General features: G+C 38.6%; 15 protein-coding genes. 9 read left to right on the top strand and 6 right to left on the bottom strand.

What is annotated here, in order from left to right; all coding sequences use genetic code 11:
• Positions 1-602 precede the first annotated feature (602 nt).
• Together PSF28_RS04505 and PSF28_RS04500 are read left to right on the top strand one after the other, a co-directional pair.
• A complete protein-coding gene (locus PSF28_RS04505; protein WP_272684708.1) occupies positions 603-2,276 on the top strand; it encodes a ShlB/FhaC/HecB family hemolysin secretion/activation protein in 1,674 nt (557 codons plus the stop codon).
• A 24-nt stretch (positions 2,277-2,300) separates the two neighbouring features.
• Positions 2,301-7,481, top strand: coding sequence for a two-partner secretion domain-containing protein (locus PSF28_RS04500; protein ID WP_272684707.1), 5,181 nt, complete (start codon positions 2,301-2,303; stop codon positions 7,479-7,481).
• 409 nt (positions 7,482-7,890) lie between these two features.
• Here the strand turns inward: PSF28_RS04500 and PSF28_RS04495 are convergent, their stop codons facing one another.
• The 4 genes from PSF28_RS04495 to PSF28_RS04480 all read right to left on the bottom strand — a co-directional run bounded on the left by PSF28_RS04495 (position 7,891) and on the right by PSF28_RS04480 (position 11,563).
• A complete protein-coding gene (locus tag PSF28_RS04495) occupies positions 7,891-9,897 on the bottom strand; it encodes a BCCT family transporter (protein WP_272684706.1) in 2,007 nt (668 codons plus the stop codon).
• 418 nt (positions 9,898-10,315) lie between these two features.
• Entirely contained in the window at positions 10,316-10,582 is a 267-nt protein-coding gene (locus PSF28_RS04490; RefSeq protein WP_272684705.1) for a DksA/TraR family C4-type zinc finger protein, read from the bottom strand.
• Positions 10,583-10,653: 71 nt separating this feature from the next.
• Entirely contained in the window at positions 10,654-11,094 is a 441-nt protein-coding gene (locus tag PSF28_RS04485) for a GNAT family N-acetyltransferase (protein ID WP_272684704.1), read from the bottom strand.
• Positions 11,095-11,239: 145 nt separating this feature from the next.
• On the bottom strand, positions 11,240-11,563 hold the full coding sequence (locus PSF28_RS04480; protein WP_272665526.1) for a hypothetical protein: 324 nt from the start codon (positions 11,561-11,563) through the stop codon (positions 11,240-11,242).
• A gap of 304 nt (positions 11,564-11,867) precedes the next feature.
• Between PSF28_RS04480 and PSF28_RS04475 the strand changes: the two genes are divergently transcribed.
• A complete protein-coding gene (locus PSF28_RS04475) occupies positions 11,868-12,554 on the top strand; it encodes a DUF421 domain-containing protein (protein ID WP_210850402.1) in 687 nt (228 codons plus the stop codon).
• Positions 12,555-12,603: 49 nt separating this feature from the next.
• Here the strand turns inward: PSF28_RS04475 and cptA are convergent, their stop codons facing one another.
• A complete protein-coding gene (gene cptA, locus PSF28_RS04470) occupies positions 12,604-14,313 on the bottom strand; it encodes a phosphoethanolamine transferase CptA (protein WP_210836918.1) in 1,710 nt (569 codons plus the stop codon).
• A gap of 329 nt (positions 14,314-14,642) precedes the next feature.
• Between cptA and PSF28_RS04465 the strand changes: the two genes are divergently transcribed.
• The 4 genes from PSF28_RS04465 to PSF28_RS04450 all read left to right on the top strand — a co-directional run bounded on the left by PSF28_RS04465 (position 14,643) and on the right by PSF28_RS04450 (position 17,526).
• Positions 14,643-15,821, top strand: coding sequence for an ion channel (locus PSF28_RS04465; RefSeq protein ID WP_210836916.1), 1,179 nt, complete (start codon positions 14,643-14,645; stop codon positions 15,819-15,821).
• Positions 15,822-15,853: 32 nt separating this feature from the next.
• The gene (ccmA, locus tag PSF28_RS04460) at positions 15,854-16,486 is read left to right on the top strand and encodes a cytochrome c biogenesis heme-transporting ATPase CcmA (RefSeq protein ID WP_004914240.1); all 633 of its coding nucleotides are present in this window, start codon (positions 15,854-15,856) and stop codon (positions 16,484-16,486) included.
• Positions 16,471-17,136, top strand: a complete 666-nt coding sequence (gene ccmB, locus PSF28_RS04455; protein ID WP_272684703.1) for a heme exporter protein CcmB — start codon at positions 16,471-16,473, stop codon at positions 17,134-17,136. Before ccmA ends, ccmB begins: the two co-directional genes overlap by 16 nt.
• Before the next feature lie 114 nt (positions 17,137-17,250).
• Positions 17,251-17,526: a hemagglutinin repeat-containing protein gene (locus tag PSF28_RS04450; RefSeq protein ID WP_210836946.1), complete on the top strand. Its 276-nt coding sequence runs from the start codon at positions 17,251-17,253 to the stop codon at positions 17,524-17,526.
• Positions 17,527-17,793: 267 nt separating this feature from the next.
• Here PSF28_RS04450 and PSF28_RS04445 read toward each other — a convergent pair whose 3' ends face one another.
• Positions 17,794-18,825: a phosphatidylinositol-specific phospholipase C gene (locus PSF28_RS04445; RefSeq protein ID WP_210836914.1), complete on the bottom strand. Its 1,032-nt coding sequence runs from the start codon at positions 18,823-18,825 to the stop codon at positions 17,794-17,796.
• A 330-nt stretch (positions 18,826-19,155) separates the two neighbouring features.
• On the opposite strand from PSF28_RS04445, the gene PSF28_RS04440 reads away from it, so the two are divergent.
• Complete coding sequence (locus PSF28_RS04440) at positions 19,156-19,503, top strand: thioredoxin family protein (RefSeq protein WP_210840186.1); 348 nt, start codon at positions 19,156-19,158, stop codon at positions 19,501-19,503.
• 42 nt (positions 19,504-19,545) lie between these two features.
• On the top strand, positions 19,546-20,340 hold the full coding sequence (locus PSF28_RS04435) for a sulfite exporter TauE/SafE family protein (protein ID WP_210840188.1): 795 nt from the start codon (positions 19,546-19,548) through the stop codon (positions 20,338-20,340).
• Positions 20,341-20,486 lie beyond the last annotated feature (146 nt).

Here is a 20,486-nt window from a genome sequence, read left to right as displayed (position 1 = left end):
TTCGTCATATTTCGAGCTCTAGCTGTGTTGGCTTCTTTCGGCTATTTGGGTCACATACTGATGTATGCTCCCCAAACTATCCTCAATTGCCGCCTTGCTAGAGTTCGAACTATTTAGAAATTTAAATATTGGTCATATTTCGGTTATTTGGGTCACATACTGATGTATGCTCATCTGACTATCTTCAATTGGTGCTTTCCTACAATTCGAATTATTTGGAGTATAGTTATCACTTGAATAATTCCCTTTCCCTGTAGATTCACTGCAATCGAACTTTACTTATACTCATTAGATAAGTTCTAAATTCCCCACTGTCATATCCTTTTTTGCAATTGTGAAATTACCTGCAGGGCTACTTGTGACAAAGTCTTCAGCAAAATTATTTTCCAATAAAATCAATCGATTGATTTTCAGTGAATAATATTAAATATTATCTTTAATGAAGCATTAACCAAAATAATGGAATGAAAAAACACAAAAAACCGTATTAAACAGGAAAGTGTTAAATTTTAGTCATAGTGAATATTTTTTATTTAAAAACAGTTAATGAGAATAAGTTACATTACGGTAAATTTACTATTCGTGACGAAAATTTAAATAACATGACAAAGTATCAAATTATATGGCGTTTATTATATGTATCGTTATTGATGATTGCGCCTTATAGTTATCCTGAAAATCAATTACTCCCCTCTGCACAGGAAAGCATTCAATTTGAACAAAAACAACGGTTAGAGTCGGAGTTAATCCAACGTAATCTATTGGAAAAACATAATGCAATCACCGTTGATGATTCTTTTTCCAAACACCGCCAAGATGAAATCTGTTTCCCGATCAATCAGATCCAATTTGCCGGCGCCACACAGCTGACGACTAAAACTCAAACTCAGTTAACCTCACCTTATTTAAAACGCTGCCTCACACTAAGTGAAATACAAGAGCTCACCAAGCATGTGACTAATTACTATATAGAACAGGGGTTTATTACCTCTAAAGCCATCATTCCAGAGCAAGATTTATCCTCATATCAATTGTTAATACAAGTGATTGAAGGGCATATTGAAACTATCGAGATTGAAAATTCCCCTGAGCGTTTAGTTCATCAAATATTTCCTCATCAACAAGGCAAAATATTAAATCTACGGCATATTGAACAAGGGTTGGAGCAACTCAACCGGTTATCGTCCGCTAAGTACACTATCGATATCCAACCAGGAAGCCAAAATGGCTATTCTCGGGTTATTATTCATCAACAAGGGAAAAAATGGCCTATCACGAGCCAGCTGAACCTCGATAATACGGGTATGAAGGCAACGGGAAAACAGCTAGTTACGGGGAGTTTAACGGTAGATTCCCCGTTAGGGTTTGGTGAACAATGGTCATTAAGTGCCAGTACCGATACTGACTTCAGTCGCTCTCATCACAGCCGTTATGTTGTTGCGGCAATCAATATTCCTTATGGTTATTGGTCTTACCGTTACCAATTTTATCGCAATAATACATTACAGCCGTTTGATACCTCAGGCCAGCAATACCGCTATGAAGGCAAAAACACCAATCAGCAGCTTGATATCAGCCGCTTAATTTATCGCGATGGGAAACAACGGCTTACACTACAAAGTAGCTTAAAACATAAAAATGCCAATACCCAGTTGGCTTCTCAAACCCTGAGTATCAGCAGCCCCACCTTAACCTCGCTCTCATTTACCCCACAGTACAGCACCATGCTTGGACAAGGTTACTTCACATTTAACCCTGCCGCTGAATGGGGAATATCTGCCTTTGGCGCCTCACCGGATACCCTCGCGAAAGATTCACCGCGCAGCCATTACCGCAAATTCAGTTTAAGCAGCAGTTATCAGTATTTTTTCTCTCATGGTGTGACCTATTTAACCTCATTTTACGGCCAATATTCGCCTGATAATTTATACGGCATTGAACGCATCAGTATTGGTGGTCAGTACTCTGTCCGTGGCTACCACGAGCAGTCTTTAAGTGGTAACCGAGGCGGATATTGGCGTAATGAAATTAACAAAGACATCGCCAATATGGCAATTGGGCAATTGCGTTTTATCAGTGCATTAGATTACGGTTTTATTGCCTCAGATAAATACCTCGTTGAACCTGACACTTTAGCAGGTGGAGCCGTTGGCCTCTCTTTTATTGGTAATAGCCTGTTTTATTCTCAGTTTTTACTCAGTAAGCCTTTGCATTATCCCTCACAACTTAAACCAGACAATTGGTCGGCTTATTGGTCGGTCTCATTCTCTCTGTAGCTTTACGTTTTTAAAGGATTATTTATGCTAAATGAACAATTGCCTTCACGGCCTAAACGGTTATTAAGTTATACCATTATTTTCTTAACCGCGGTCTATCCCTTACACCCTGCTTGGGGAGCAGCCATGACGGCGGCCGATAAAAACACCCAAATCAGCCAACAAAATAACGTCCCGATTATTAATATTGCCACGCCGAATGGGGCGGGAATATCGCACAATAAATTTCAACAATTTAATGTGGATAAACAAGGTGCGGTACTCAATAACGCCACCACTAATGTGAATTCCCAAATTGCAGGGCAAATCAAAGCCAATGCCAATTTAAAAGGAAATGCTGCCAATCTGATTATCAATGAAGTCACGGGCAGTAGCCGCTCTGAATTACAAGGCAAGTTGGAAGTGGCAGGTAAAGACGCGAATGTTGTCATTGCCAACCCGAATGGGATTACCTGTAATGGTTGTAGCTTTGTGAATACCCCAGCGATTACCTTGACCACAGGGAAACCCATTCTGGATAACAAGGGCGCTTTGTCTGCGGTTGAGGTGAAAAAAGGCAGCGTGGTTATCGGCGCCAATGGCATGAATGTCGAAGCGCAAACCTATGCCGATATTATCAGCCGTGCCACCGAATTGAACGGGCAAATCAAAGCCAAAAACCTGACTTTGATGCAAGGCACCAACCGTGTTGATTTTCAAAAAGGCACCGTGACACCGATTGCAGGCGAAGGGACAAAACCCAGTATTTCCGTAGATACCAAAGCACTGGGTGGAATGTATGCCAATCAAGTGAAATTGGTCAGTACGGAATCAGGGGTTGGGATTAACCTCAGCAATGTGCAAACCAACCAAAATGACCTGACGTTAACCGTCGATGGCAAAATTACCCTTGCAGGCAATATTCAAGGGAAAAAAGACATCAATGTTAGTACCAAAAACCTGCAAATTAACGCTAATGCCAGCGTGAATGCCGCCAAAGACATCACATTAGCCACCAATACTCTTATCAACAATGGTCAAGTTACCGCAGGCAAAGATATGCGAGTCTTTGCCGAGTCAGTAAGCAATACGGGCAATAACGCACTCATTCAGGCACAAGATAATCTGTGGATGCAAAAAAATGCCAAGGGGGATTTGAGTACCCTGATTGAGAATAAATCCGGGACGATAAAGACCAATACGGGGGATTTGGTGGTTCGGACGAAGAAACTGACCAACATGGCATTAAATACGCATTACAAGGAAAATACGATACAACCTACTTCCACAAGTAAAAACTTATTAATGTATCGAGTTAGAGAAGGTGGTGGGAATTATGATGTGGTCATGAATGCAAAGTTGGTTAACCCTCTTCCTAATAAATGGTTCGGTGTAGCTGATTTTTCAAATGCATTTGATAAAGAGGGTGTATTAGTCAATACAGGTCAAAGTGTTTACTCTGATGATTCAGTTCGGATCGGAGAAATAGTTAGCGGTGGAAATGCTTATCTTAATGGCAATCAAATCACTAACGATAACGGTATCATTTCCGCTAAGAATAATTTAATTTTAACCGGTAATACGTTAGAGAATAGTCAAAATATTGGTTGGAAAAAATACACCTATAAAAATTATGTCATTGATACTTCGAATAGTGGCAGTGGAATAGTTAATATTATAAATATCAAAGAATTAGTTTTAGAAACAAATTATAAAGCACAAGATTATGTGCTCGTTTTGGAACAGATTGATAATTTAAAAACAAAAAAAGGATTACATTCAGGCACTAATCTCATCCTTGATTTTAAACATTCAATTAACAGTGAAAATAAGCTGCCTATTGCTTCATCACTAATATCAAAAATAAATCAAAGCACTGCGCCTGCTTATTTAATATCAGCAAAAAACATTATCTTAAATTCTAATAATATAAATATTTCTACCAACTTACAGTCTGAAAATGATCTGTCTATTATCGCTGGTCAAAACATCAATATTCATGATGCGCAACTGGTTGCAAAACAATCACAAAGCCTAATTGCCACCAACGATCTTAATCTCAAACAAGTCAATTTAACGTCTAAAGACAGTACCTTGGTTGCGAAAAATGGCAATCTTCAATATAGCTTAAATCCTGTCTCTGCTTTTAAGGATAATGTCTTATCTCCTCCGGTTATCAACGCCGCAAACTCGTTACATATCCAAGCGGGTAAAAACATCACTTTTGATAATGCCCAGTTAGCCAAAACCAATAAACTCACCCTCAGCGCCAATGAGAATATTGTTATCCGCCGCGATGAGTCTAATTTAATCAAGCTCGCGGCTTCAGAGCCTGCTGCCAATATCAATGCGTTACTTACCAAAACAGGAAATTGGGCAAGTTCGGGAGAAATAAACCTCACCGCAGGTAAAAATATTGAAGCACGTGGCATTGCCTTCAACAGTGGAAAATTACTGACGTTCAATGCAGGCCAAGATATTTTGTTAGGTTCAAAAGCGATTAAAGATGTCGACAATGTATTTAAAACTCATCGCTACCCAGAGCTGCGCTCTCAACTTATCGCAAATGGCAATATTACGTTAAATGCAGCTCGCGATATTGACTTGCAATCTGCCAATCTTCAATCAAAAGACAAAGTTATCGCGCTCTCAGGTCGTGATATTAAATTAACCGCTACCGCTTACTCTGCCATTCCCAACCCCAACGAAGATAACCAAGATGTACGTTATGTGACTTCGACGCTTTCTGGTGACAAAGGCGTCACACTGGCCTCCAATAGCGCACTCACCGCACAAGGTAGCACAATCAAATCCCTAAATGACATCACACTATCAAGCGGGGGAAATGTACGGTTAGAGTCGGTTAAAACGAATTATCGAAAACAGTCAGGGAAAAAATATGAAGAGTTATATCGCCAAATTGGCACTGAAATTAACAGTGGTAAAACGCTGACCATTTTGTCTGAGGGGAGCATTCTTTTCCAAGCGTCTCGTCTCATTGCCAAAGGCGCGATGGATATTGCGGCAAAAGGTGGGTATCTCTATGCCCAAGCCATGGAGGAAAGCAGTTACTTCGAAGAGTATAAAAAGAAATGCAATAGATGGACGCTTTGTATCACAAAAAAGGAAGTGAGAAAAACACGCAGTGATAAAACCAATAAAGTCACTGAATTTACCGCAGGTGGTGATATTAACCTATATGCTAAGGATGATGTCACCTTAGAAGCCACCAAAATTAATACGGGCAAGAATGCCAAAATCACCAGTCAAACCGGTAAGGTGAATTTTAAGGCTGTCAAAAACTCTCAATTTGAACAGGTGATTACAAATTCTAACGGGTTTTATATTACACAGCGCAATAAAGGGTATACCTCAGATAAATGGATTCTACCCAGCCTTCATATTGGTGGCAAGTTGACGGTTGATGCGAATAAAGGGATCACTGCGGATGTCAAAACCAAAGAAGGACAGTCATTCGAGCAGGCGCTAGCCATATTAAGTCGCACTCCGGGGTATGAGTGGCTCGGGGACGTTAAAAATAACAAAAACATCAATTGGGCTGTTGTAAAAGATGCTTATAGCCAGTGGGATATAAAAACTGAAAGCCTTAATCCAGTCGTAGGTGCTGTGATTGCCATTGCTGTAGCGGCTGCTACTTATGGAACCTCTACAGCCGCCAGTGTTGGTGGACTTGCGAGCTCGACTGCCACAAGCATGGGGGCTTCAGCGACGACAGCGTCAATGGCTTCTGCTGCGGCACAGGCGGGGTTTGCCTCACTTGTTTCTCAAGCGTCTGTCGCATTAGTTGAGAATAAAGGAAACCTGTCAAAAACCTTATCTAGCCTAGGGAAAAGTGATACTGCAAAATCAATAGTGACCAGTATGATTATTGCGGGTTCACTTGAAGGGTTTGATATTGCGTTATATGGCAAAGTCACTGATCCCGCCAAAGTGACCTTACCAAAGCTCAGTGACGGGAATTGGACTCAAGTCGCGCAGCGTGTGGTAGGGCAAAGTGCTATCAGCTCAACCATCGGAACAGCGATTCAAGGTGGGAGCTTCACGGACAACTTTAAAACAGCCCTACTCAATAGTGTGGCAGGGCAAATTCAAGCCGAAGGGGCTAACCTGATAGGCGATAAATTCCAGTATTTATATGTAGATAAACAGGGAAATATTCTGGGGCATGCAGGAAAAGCTCTAAGTCATGCGGGGTTGGCGGCGCTAAGTGCAGAAATTAGTGGTGGTAATGTAAAAGGTGCCGCAATTGGCGCATTAGCCGCTGAACTGGCTGCGTTATCTCTTGATAACAAAAGTAAAAATAATTTAAATGCAGATACTCAAATAATCAAGGTGGTTGGGGCTTTATCCGGTGCTATTTATACAGGTGAAGCAAGTGGTGCATACAGTGGTGCTAATGCCGCAGAAAGCGTATTTCTTTTTAATCACCATTACCATAATTTTTTTGGGAATACGGGCGATAACTTTTTCGCAAGTGGTTTTGAACTTGAAAAAGTATTAGCGAGTGATAGCAGCCTTACGGAGCAAGAGAAGCATAGAATTCGATTAACCTATCTTAACGGTACAGGGAAAGAAGACCCTGTAAAGTTAATATTAGAGCATCTTCCCGTTTCCGATACTATGATGGCATTAGCACAGGCCAAGGATACTAAAGATTACACAATTGCATTATTAACATCGTTACCATTAGAACGAGCTTTAGCCGTTATGGGTCGATTGATCAAAACAACAGGCACGGCCCTTCAGCGGAAACCATTAAAAGGAGGGGCCGGAGGTAACTGGAATGTAATGAATGAAATCGTTGACCCAACTGTAGTGAAACAGGTGACGCCGACTAGTTGTGGCGCTGCATGTGGGGAAATGTTACTCAGAGATCGGAATATATTTGTAGATCAAACTAATTTAGGAACACAATTAAAATCTACAGAGCAACTAGTAAAAGACCTGAATAAGCAATATGGAAAATGGAATGGAGGATATGTTGGTTCGGAGCAGTTTGAGTTATTAAATAAATCAGGAAGCTGGGCTGCAATGATGTGGGAGAAAGGTGCGGGTGTCGGCCATTGGGTTGTTGTAAAAGGTACTGATAAAAAAACTAGCAATGTTATTATTCATGATCCATGGAATGGCTCAAATTACCAAATGACGCAACGAGAATTTTTTAGAGAGGGTGCTTGGAATGGAAATGCCGTTTTTAGTCAGTAGTGTATATCTCAATAATATACAATATATTAATGGAAAGGCTTTTTTAACTATATCTATAAACGGTACTAGTCACGTTTTTATAGCATATCCTGAGGGGGGGGAGATATCAGTAATGAGATCATCGGATGAACTATCAAAACTATTAATGCACCTATCACAATATGAAAGCTCGATATATAAAAAGATATTCACTTTGGTATGGGATTACGTTAAAGGCAAAGACGTAATACTTCCTGCAAAATTATTATAAAAAAATCAGGTAATAATAATCAGTAAGCCCCAATGATAGGGTGTAGATAGCTCTAAGTTCAATAGAATTGAGCAAAAAGATGGAAAAAACAGGCGGCTATAATTTTAGCCGCCTGTGAATTTTTATCGACACATTTTAGGTAATATTTCTTTTTTGGGGCTACTTACCCAATAAATGTAAGAAATGAATATGTTTTTCATACTGATCAAGAATATCGTGGATGATCTGCTCTTTTGCCCAGCCCATCACATCGTAGTCTTGTCCACCTTCTTTTAAGTGAATTTCAGCGCGATAGTAGCGTTGTTCTTCACTCTTTTCATCATCACTTTCTGTGCCCATACCCGCTAAAGCAAAAGAGGGCTGAATATAGTAACGGAGGCGAACTTCGTATAAAAAGTTCATATCTTCGCCTAAATCGACCTCAAAACCTATTCGGTCATCTTTATCGGTATGGATATGGCATACAGTACCTTGTTTAGCCAGTTCTTCTGAGACCATTTCCATTGATGGCTTCACAGATTCTTCCATAAAGCGTTTAACATGCGCACGTTTAGGGAAATACACGATGTTACGTAAACGCCTTTGCCATGGAATAGGGTTACGACTGGCGGTTGGGGCGATGGTCGCTAATTGCTGGCTATCGCGTTTATACGCATCAACTCGAAGTGCTTTAAATAACCCATAAATAGAGGCCAATAACACCATGGCAAACGGTAGCGCACTGGCTATTGTCAGTGTTTGCAAGGCTTGCAAGCCACCAGCTAACAACATGGTGATCGCAACGACACCCATTAAGCCAGCCCAGAAAATACGTTGCCAAATTGGGGTATTGGAATCACCGCCAGAGGCTAGGGTATCAACCACCATAGCGCCTGAATCTGCTGAAGTAACAAAGAATACAATTACCATCAACATAGCAAAAAAGGAGAGCACAGAAGAAAATGGGAAGTAATTAAGAAACTCAAATAAAGCGAGAGACACATCAGCTTGTACCGTATCTGCTAATAGTGTTGCGCCTTTATTTTTGATTAAATCTATCGCCGTGTTACCAAAGAACGTCATCCACATCAATGTGAACCCTGCAGGGACGAATAATACGCCCATGACAAATTCACGGATGGTGCGGCCGCGGGAGATACGTGCAATAAACATCCCGACAAATGGTGACCATGATAACCACCAACCCCAATACAGTAAGGTCCAACCCCCTAACCAGCCACTGGACTTAGGTTCATACGCATATAAATTAAAGGTTTTAGTGACGATCTCTGATAGATAACCCCCCGTATTTTCAACGAAAGATTTCAGCAGAAGCACTGTTGGCCCTAAAGCAACAATAAGTACCAGTAATAAAAAAGCAAGGCCAAGGTTGAGTTCAGATAAAATACGGATACCTTTATCAAGGCCTGAAACCACAGAAAGTGTCGCTAAACCCGTAAAGGTGATAATTAAGATCACCTGTACAGTTTCATTCACAGGCCAACCAAACAAATGGTTTAAACCTGCGTTTACTTGTAGCACACCGAACCCGAGAGAAGTGGCAACACCAAATACCGTACCTACCACAGCAAAGACATCAACCGCATGACCAATAGGGCCATAAATTCGCTCACCAATAATTGGGTAAAGGGCTGAACGTAAGGTGAGAGGGAGGCCATGACGATAACTAAAAAACGCTAAAATTAACGCGACAATGGCGTAAATCGCCCAAGCATGTAACCCCCAGTGGAAGAATGTTAAGCGCATAGCTTCTTTAGCGGCTTCAACCGTCTGTGCTTCACCGACCGGCGGGTTGAGGTAGTGCATTACGGGTTCTGCAACCCCAAAGAACATTAAGCCGATCCCCATACCTGCGGAGAACAACATCGCAAACCATGACACATAGCTAAAATTTGGCAGGGCATGGTCTGGTCCCAATTTTATTTGCCCGTAACGGGAGAGTCCCAGATAAGTCACACTCAAAAGAATAATTGCGACAGCAAGAATGTAGAACCAGCTTGCGTTATTAAATAAATTTTGTTGAAGATGACTTAGATGAGATTCTGCGACTTCTGGCATCAAAGCGGCAAAGCCAACGATAACCAAAATAATAATGGCAGAGCTATAAAACACAGGGGGACTAATTTTAGAACGAACTCTTTTAGAATCAGTAGCAATTTGACTCATAACAACCTTCTTTTGTTTTATTTTATTTTTGGCATACCGAAATTGACAAAGTATGCAACGCGCTGTCCTTCTTAATGAAACAATGGATAATTGCGAAAAGGTTTCCTAAGGAAACGAGGTAGAAAGAACAATAATATGGTGTTGTAGGCAGGTTAAACTGCCAAAAATAGCGATGATATTCGAGCCTTTACCACCTTCATAAGTTAAAAAATAGGCGGTTATACTGCCATGATACTGGAGAATGATCAACAATATCGGAAAATAACATTAACTGGAGGGGAAAAATATCATGTTAATTATCATTAAATTAATAATTAATAATGCAATATTTACATGTTTTACCAATAAGTTAATGCAAATAAGCGAAAGTAAGCATTAGATAAGTAAAAACCACAGGTAAATTGGAATGAAAATATGATTAGCGTAATTGGCTATCCTTACTGGCACGTCGATTATAGCCGCTAAACGTAGATTGTTTTTTATCTAATTCATTTTGGCAGTTAATACAGAATTTAACGCCGGGTAATGCTAAACGGCGGGCTTCAGGAATGGCTTCACCACACTCCTCACAAAACTCGGCGCTTTCACCGGAGTGTAATTGCCGTCGCGCTTTCGCTACCGCATCATCAAGAGTGGCATCAATTTGTTCTTGAACGGCATCTTCATTTGCCCAACCATTTGCCATTATCCACCTCTACTTGGTTAAATATTGACCTTATAGCAATATAAGGGCGAGAAAATTTAATTCAAGGGCAATTATTGCTCTAAAGATAATGTCATGTAAATGTGGTCTATTCCGTCTTCATCATACATTTCGCCTTCAGTTTGATACCCAAGGGTATGGTAAAAATCAATGGCCGTATGTTGTGCTGAAAGAGCAATCTTAGGGTAATGGTGGGAGCGACCATATTGTTCTACAAATTTCATTAGTTCACGTCCAAGCCCTTTGCCGCGGTGTGGCTTTTGTACTGCGACACGGCCAACTTTGATGAGATTACCTTCAAGTAGTACACAGCGTAATACAGCGGCTGGTTGCTCATTTAAATACAAAACCACATGTAATGCAGATTCATCATATTCATCGACATCGATATCAGCGGGGAACCCCTGCTCTTGAGTAAAAACTTGTTGGCGCAGGCTGAAAGCATCGGTAAGAAGTTCTGGATTTGCGTACCCAATACTGTGTTTAATTTGCATTAGTGTTCCTAGTAGCTAACGAATAAGAAGCGTAATTATATCGTGGAATGACGAATTAGTTAGGAGGGTTTTGGTGCTTTTATGAGGGGCAAATAAGAATGTAGGCATTTAAAGCCTACATTCTTGAAGAAGATTGAAAAAGTAGTTATTTTTTATCGTTTTCTGCATCATTTTCTGTTTTGAGCGATTCCGTTTTTTCTTTCATATCGGTTGCCACTTCATCGGCTTTATTAATCGCATCTGTTTTGACTTCTTGGCTCAGCTCTGACGCGTTTTGTTTCAACTCTTCAGCTTTATTTTTTGCATCTTCTGTCAGTTCATTGGCTTTTTTTTCACCATCTTCTTTTAACTGCTGTGCTTTTTCTTCTGCTTGTTTAACAGTATCACTCGGTTTGGGAGAGTCATCACAACCAGCGATAACAGTAACAAGACCCGCGAAAAGAAGTGAAGTGATGAGTTTTATATTCATAAACATATCCTTAGCACGATGTAGGTAAAAATGTTATTGAAGCTTGATATTGGCTTGAGTGCCAATGTGTATATTTAACTATAGTTGAAATTAAGTGGATTATAAAATAAATAGCTAATTGACTGAAATATTAAAGTATTTTGTTGTGTTGGATTCGCGTTGAAGACTATTTTTGGGGAAATAATCGTTTGTTCCATGCTATAGCGCTATAAAAGGTAGATAATCAAGCTAAACTGATCGAAACTTAATATTTAAATAAATAATGAAAACAAATGTATGTTTTAGATAACAAAGGAATAGCAATATGGCGTACTATTATTCGTTGATTATTTTAAAGTTTATTATCGGTTTTGCCATTGTTATCACTCATATGAATCTATCGGGAAAAACGCAGCTTTCCCAAATGACTCCTATTGATTTCATTGGTAATTTCGTCTTAGGGGGCATTATTGGCGGGGTGATTTACAGTGATACTATCCCATTGTACCAGTATGTGACTATTTTAATTATTGGTGTTTTGTTTATTAGCTTTTTAAACTTTTTAACGAAAAGATTTAATTTTTTTCGTAATGTGGCGATTGGTAATCCCATACCCATCATTAAAAAAGGCCAATTTATAATGGAAAACATTTTAGAGAAAGCCAATAAGATAGACCTCATCAATATTTCATCTCGAATTCATGCACAAGGAATTCACTCTTTTCAAGAAATTTATTATGCGCAAATAGAGCCCGATGGGCAGTTAACTATTATTTGCGATGAAAAAAACATGCCATCTGTGATCCTGATAAAAGAAGGGGTTATTAGAAGCTATGGTTTGGAATCCATCGAAAGAGATGAAAGCTGGTTAATGCAGCAAATTGAATTACAAGGAATTGAATCAATAAGTGATATTTTCTTGGCTGAATTTTGGCGCGGTGAAGTCACGTTTATTTTGCGAGATGGTAAAATAAACCGCAAAAATGCACAGCACCTGAAAGTTATTGCTTAAATGAATAGGTCGGTGAAATACAAAAAATATTTCACCGACAGAGGCTTAATTATTTTTTCAAATCATCATAGAGCATTAATGAGGATTTATTATCTGGGTCACCAATATAACGAGGTTGAGGCTTAAATGACTCATTAAATAGGCTTTTTTCAGGTTCAAATCCAGTATAGTTTAAACCTGCTAAATCAGACCATGCATAGATAAAGTCCATATTACTGAACGGTCGAGTTGTTTTATCATTCAAATCAAATTGATGCGTCGATAACCACTCAGGTGATTGCCAAACTAGGAAAGGCACATTATAAATGACTTTACTCGGCTTACCTTCACTACGCCCTAACATTTCATGAGGCGGGGTATCATAAACATCTTCACCGTGGTCCGAGAAAAATACCAGAAAACCATTTTCTTTTGAAGAATCAAAGTCTTTGATTAATGACGAAACCACATAGTCATTATAATGTTGTGCATTATCATAAGCATTGTAATCTTTTACTTCGTCATTATTTAAATTAGCAGGAACTACGCTGTCCTTGTCTTTGAAAATAGCTTTATCTTCAGGATAGCGGAATTCATAGCGCATATGAGTCCCTAATAGATGAACAACGATAAATTTCTTTTCAGCAGGGTCTGCAAGTGCTTCTTTGAATGGAGAAAAAACCACGTCATCATAGATACGTGAGCTTTGAGCCATATCATTATTCAAATAATATTGCTTGTCTGTCTGGCGAGAGAACGCAGTTAATAAGGTATTACGCTCAGTCATTGTCTGCTGGTTGGTGATCCAAAACGTTTTAAAGCCCGCTTGCTTCATCATATTCATGATAGAAGGGCGTGAATTGAACAGTTCAGGTTCAGTTTGTGTCGCGAACGTCAGAATTTGCTGTAGTGCTTCAATGGTATAAGGTCGTGATGTCACCACATCATTGAATACTGATAAATTAGCAGGATAATCTTTAGCTAGCTCATCTAACTCAGGCGTGGTTGGGCGTGAATAGCCATATAGGCTCATTCTATCGCGGCTGGTGGACTCACCAATCACTAATACAAATGTACGAGGTGTATCACCATTTGCATCAACAAAGTTTTCTAGTGGCGGAATTTTACTGTTGTCACGGATTAGCTCTTCCATGTTTGCTAGCTGGTTTTTATATAAGAAGTAACCACTGACAAACTGCCATGGGGCGGCATAGGCGAGTTTGCTATTGACATAAGATGCAATACTCGACATTGGGCGGTCTTGTTTTATGCCTTTATTATAGTAAGGGACGCCAAACAAAATCACTAAGATTAACAATGAAATACCGACTCGCCCTGTCTTTGGTAATGTGACTGGTTTTAGGCGTGTCCACAGGAATATTGCGACTACAGTATAGGCGAGTATGACGCCTAGGACTTTGAAGCTAAAATATTGCTTAAGAAATTCACCAGCTTCATTGGTATTGGTTTCAAACATGACGAACATGACACTTTGCGATATTTGGTGGCCATAAACCACAAAATAGGCGAGTGCAACAACAGAGGATAGCCAAAGAACAATACCTATCACCCCAGCAACTAATTTGATTCTTTTTGGGAACAATAAAGCAGGAATTAACCAAAGGGAGCTATAAAGTAGTGAGTCTCTAAGGCCAATGGAGTTACTTTGCCCTGTTACGAGCACATACAGCTGTAATAACGATGAAAAATACCAAAAGTAGATTAGTAACCAGAACAGAGAGGTCCAGCTAAACTTTTCCGAGTGTGTAGTGTTACTCATAGGTTTTTAAACTCTTGTTTTCTATTATTGTTAAGTCGAATTGAAAAATAATTGAGAAATCGATTTTTAGATATGAAGATGTAATTTAAGTTCCCCATACTCGTCATCTTTCAAGAGGCAGGGGTGTTAACTGCACTCCTGAGCCAAATCTCAACTCGAAACTGTTTCTATGATATTGCATTATAGACAATGTTTTATACGTTGTTACTAAAACAGTAATATATTGAATTATTGTTTAATAATATTTCATTCAGTTGATATTATCTTTTAATCTATTTATGGTGTATAAAAATTTGACCAACATTATCAATAAAGGGTGAGAGCAACTTATGTTAGACAACTCATTTGTGGCTTTTTTGAAATCATCCTTATCAATCAGAGTGCTGCTTTCATTATTAATTATTATTGATGGCACCATGATTTTAAAGCCTGTGTTAAGTGCTTATACTGACTATATTGATTGGCGTGAGTCTGGGCTGACACAGTGGTTGAAATCACTCGGTTTTATGAAGCTGCTGGATATTCCCCGTTTTTTATTGGGAATTTCGCTTATCTTCCTGTCGCTATTTATGGTTAATGGAGCCCGTATCGCCTGGGTATTCTCATTATTTTTGCTTGGAATTATTTCATTTGTTGATTTGAGGTTAGCGCAAGAAAATATCCACCAAGGTTATTTCTCACTCTTTTTATTAATTGCATTGTGTGTGTTTTGGAAGCTATATCATCATCATAGCTTGACCAGTGCAGGGTTTGTGGCGATCACGTGTATTATCGCATTGTTGCTTTACTCCATTTTTGGCACTTTATATATTGGTAATGAATTTTCGCCGGTGGTTAAAGATGGTACTACAGCTTTTTATTTCGCTTTAGTATGCATGACGACGGTCGGGTTTGGTGACATTGTACCGGTTACAGTGGATGCGCGTGTATTCACGGTGACAGTGATTATTTTAGGGATCACAATTTTTACCACTTCAGTGGTTTATATTGTTGGGGTGTTAGCAAAAGGCACGAAAGAAATTGTGCGTAAGAGGTTTGCTTATATGAAAAATCATTATGTGGTGATTGGTAGCACACCGATGGCCGTCAATGTCTATCAAGGGCTGAAAAAACGAGAGCTACCTGTAGCTGTGATTTGCCAAGAAAACCATCGTAGCCATTACCCAGAAAAAGATAACATTGTAACGGGCGACCCCACCAGTTCGGAATTGCTAGCAGCAGCAAACGTAAAACATGCGAAGTGCGTATTGGTGATGACGGATAGCGATTCGCTCAGCACTTTTGCCCTATTGGGCGTGAAAGAACAAGCGGGTGTTGAGGGAACGGTGAAAACCGTGGTGTTAATTAACCAAGAAAGTAATATGGATAAAGTTCGCTTACTTAAACCTGATATGTTGTTTTCATTATCGACCTTAGGTTCAGAGGTTTTGATGCAAGTGCTTTGCGGTGAAGCAATATCGAGTGACTCTATTAGTGATATGCTGTTGAACAAAGTTGCAAAAAGCTAACCTCAAAATAAAAACAACAGGAATTGTGCTTCATGCTAAGTGCTCAACAAGTGAGTTGCCATCGGCAAAATAGGGTGTTATTCCATCAACTTGATTTTATTGTACAGCCCAGTGAAATCTTACAAGTTGAAGGGCCTAATGGAGCGGGAAAAACAACCCTGCTACGTATGATGGCTGGGTTATTAAAACCCGATGAAGGTGCGGTCTGTTGGAATAATCAATCGATTGATAAGCTAAAAGAAGAATTCACTCGTCATTTACTTTATTTAGGCCACAAACCTGCAGTGAAATCATTACTGACACCTTATGAAAACCTCAAGTTTTATTATCAAATGCACCATAAAGGGCATGAAGGCGAGCGTATTTGGTCTGCTTTAGAGGAAGTTTCATTAATCGGTTATGAAGATATTCCTGTTAGTCAACTTTCTGCAGGGCAACAACGGCGAGTTAATTTAGCTAGGCTATGGCTAAGCGAAGCCCCTCTGTGGATACTTGATGAGCCTTTCACCGCAATTGATGTGGCAGGGGTCGCTCGTTTAACAGAACGTTTTCATCAGCATGCAGAGCAGGGGGGGATTATTTTGTTTACCTCTCACCAAGCGATGTCAGGGCAATTTGGTTCACTAAAACTGACGGGTGGGGTTGAATCATGTTTTGGTTATTAATTAAACGGGAGCTTAAAATTGCTTTCCGAGGTTTTTCTGAGCTCGTTAACCCGTTGTGGTTTTTCTTAATTGTTATCACATTATTTCCGCTTAGTATCGGTCCTGAGCCTCAATTATTAGCGCGTATTGCCGTTGGGGTATTTTGGGTCGCGGCTATTTTGTCTTCACTATTATCACTAGAGCGTTTATTTAAGGATGACTATCTTGATGGCTCTCTTGAACAACTATTACTCGCGCCACATCCTTTATTTATAACCGTATTTGCTAAAGTGATTGCCCACTGGCTAGTGACTGGGTTGCCATTGATCTTGTTATCTCCGGTTGCGGCATTAATGTTGTCTTTTAGCGCGGACACGCTATTGGTGTTGGCGGGTACCTTACTGCTGGGGACACCGGTATTAAGTTTTATTGGTGCGATTGGTGCGGCATTAACAGTTTCCTTAAAAAAGGGTGGGGTTTTAGTTAGTCTGCTCGTTTTACCGCTTTATATTCCAGTGCTTATTTATGCAACAGGTACGATGGAGGCACATAGTTTTAAAATACCTCTCGATGGCTATTTTGCCATTCTTGCCGCGTTATTTGCTGCGAGTATTACCTTTTCTCCTCTCGCTATCGCCGCTGCATTGAAACTGAATATAAGTAATAGTTAGATATTTTTCCTTTCACAGAATATAAGGGCAAAGTAAAACTGCCCTTGAGGTTGTTGACAAAGCGGGATAAAGCGTGTTTTTTCCCGCTTTGTGTTATCAGCCGAAAATCAATAAATTTTAATTTCTAGCCTTGGCGAACTGGCTTTAAACACAACGACCGTTATTAATCGACTTTCAGGTGAGATCAGTGGACAAAATACCCGGATAACCGCCAAAAATGATATCAACTTGACCAGTTCGACGAATACGCAAATGGTGGGTCGTAAAAATGAGAGCAAAGGAAGGTTAATCGGTGCAGGACTAAGCACGGGCGATTGGAATGTCAATGCGAGTGTGAATAAAGGTAGCGAATTTGAAAAGGGGGACAGCCAGTTTTACACCGATACGTAAGTGACCGCTAGCAATCACACTCAACTCGATGGTGCGGTCATTAGCAGCTAGGCAAACAAACCACGGATATTGTGGAACGGATGCAAGTCTTAGAAAATACTGGGACTTGCATTAATAAACTTATCTCCCACCAGCCAAATAGTAAATTAGAGATTTTCGTGTTAAATGATTCTGTAATAGGTTTTAAGTTAAAATAATAAAATGCTAGCAATTTAGATATTATTAAAAAAGAAAAGTTATTTTTTAATATAAATAATTTAAAAATAATTATTTTTGGAGGTTTTTATTATTGCCTATCACATGGGTTATTAAAGATTCACCTGGAAAATCAGCCATAATTATTCCAACAGTACGCTTAGTCTTTAGGTCATTATAATATTTTAACTTATCTCGAGTTAGGATATTTGTTCCCTCAAACGAAATAGTACAAATGCCAGCACAAGATGTTCTTGGAAAATCTGGATAGCTGTTTTTCCATCCAGGCGTAGTTAAGCCAGTAGAAAGTCGGGGTGCTGATGTTCCAGGGGATGAGTGTCCACTTGCAACAAAATAAGGAAATGAACCACCGGAGCCACTTAAATAATTAATATATATTTTATTTTTATTTCCATTGGTTGCTCGTTCTAATTGGTTCTTTATTATTTCCCATTTTGAGTATAAATCCCAATTTGTTGTTAAATGAAACTCATCTTGTGTATCCGTAAGTTCATAATATAACCCATAACTATGAAAAACAGTATTGTTACTGAGTATCATATATTTTCCTCTAATATCACTTAGTTTTGTATTCATAGATTGTAAGTTAAAATATTTGTCTTTATGTAGTTCAATATAAGATTCCAATGTTTCATTCATGAGGCGGGTGTTATTATCATCAGATTCTATTTCTTTTTTTAATCTAAATAGAACCGTCTCAGAAGGGTTTTTCGATAAAAAAGTGTCAATAGAATTCATAAAATCACCAAACATAACATCAAGAAAAACGTTACCATGATGTAGAGCAAACGCATTATTTGTATGTCTAATTCGGATATCAAAGACTCTAATGCCATATTCTAATTGCTGATCAAAATTGAGTGTTTGTGTTGATACGCTATCAACAAAATTTTTATATGCGGCACTATCATGAGTCCCTGGTAATGCTATCTCAGAAAGCATGACATCATCTCTGAGAGTATCCATCCATTTGGATTTTGTGGTAAATCCATCAGTTGCATTTCTGTAATAAGCAGAATCTAAATGGGCTAAAATTGAAGGGCTAAATATTAATAAGAGTAAAAGATATAGTCTATTTTTCATTATGAACACCTTTAAGTATATTAAACAACGTCGTTACTATAACGACAAGAATATTCACAAATAAAAAATTAATGCATAATAAAAAATAAAAGTAGCGTATATATATTATATGGTTGTTTTTTTGTTAAATGAATACAGATTTTATTTTAACTACTTATTATTTTTCATACGTGTACTTTTTTATGATTAAGTTTAACTCAACCAATTGATTTTAAGGTAATATTTGAGTTATCAATAATATTGAACAACTAATGGATAAGAGGTGATATATTATCTGAAGAATCACTTCAGTATGTTAGTTCAAAAAAATGTATAAAAAGGTAGCGTATAATGCCTCATATCTTGCAGTTAAATAGTGATAATTTCTCAAGCACACTTTACCCTCTAGGGCAGGAAGAGCGTCAAACGGTAGTTGCTTATTTTTCGGCATCTTGGTGTTTGCCTTGTAAAAATATGTATCCTATTTTCACTAAAATTTCTGAGCATTTTCAACAAAATAATATTGTTTTTGGTCTTGTGGATATTGCTCAGTCACCCACTTTAGCGCCTAAATATGGTATAAAATCAGTACCGACAATTGCGATTTTTCAAGATACTCGTTTAATCGATATTATTGCTGGAGAAGTGTCATTTAATTGTGCATTAATGGTATTGAATAAAACACTTGGGAAGCGTTAATGCTCAGCGAATATATTTGAAAATAATGATAAGACATTCACAATGCTAATACTGATATTGGAAGGGTTATTGATAGGTTGCCTACTTGGTTTAACGGGAGCTGGTGGTGGAATTCTTGCTGTTCCTGCTTTAATGGCAAGCCAAAATTGGAGTGTGGCATTAGCGGCACCAGTTGGTCTTTTAGCTGTTACAATTTCTGCATTTATTGGTGTAATTCAAGGTCTTATAAAAAAGAATATTCGCTATAAAGCGGCTATTTGGATAGCATTATTGAGTATTCCTTCTGCTAAGTATGGTGTTTATCTTGCCCATATTACCCCACCAGTTTGGTTAACACTTACCTTTAGCCTCGTTATGCTTTATGTCGGATGCCGTATATTTTTCAATCGAGCAGATGTGCAGAATGATGCACATTGTCTAATTAATAAAGAAACTGGAAAGTTTATTTGGAATACTAAAACGGCTTTAATCTTGGGATGCATTGGTGTTGTTACTGGGTTACTTACTGGGCTGTTAGGTGTTGGAGGTGGTTTTATTATTGTTCCTGCATTGCGAAAATTCACTAATTTAAATATGAAGAGTATTATCGCAACATCATTAATGGTCATTTTTTGTATTGGTAGTATTAGTATTTTTATTAATGTTTGGAATGGGTTCCAGTACCCTAAAGAAATTAGTCTTGTTTTCATTGCTTCTTGTGTTATTGGTTTATTAATTGGTCGATTAATAACTCATTATATTTCCAATAAGACTACCCAAATATTATTTTCAAGTGTTGTTATCTTTGTTGCTCTATGGTTGATTTCATCAGTATTGATTGAATTAAATATTATTTAAAAATAGATTTTAAATATCAAACAATTAAGTGGTTTTTTATAATTCATGCGGCATGTGTCACTATTTTGAGTTATCAGTCATTTATTCTCCTTAATGAAAGTGAAATTGATTTATCTTCAAGCTCAAAGAGGTATAATGAATAATCG

It is taken from the genome of Providencia sp. PROV130 (genome assembly GCF_028482225.1).
Classification (GTDB): domain Bacteria; phylum Pseudomonadota; class Gammaproteobacteria; order Enterobacterales; family Enterobacteriaceae; genus Providencia; species Providencia rettgeri.
This window is presented reverse-complemented; position numbering and strand designations above follow the sequence as displayed.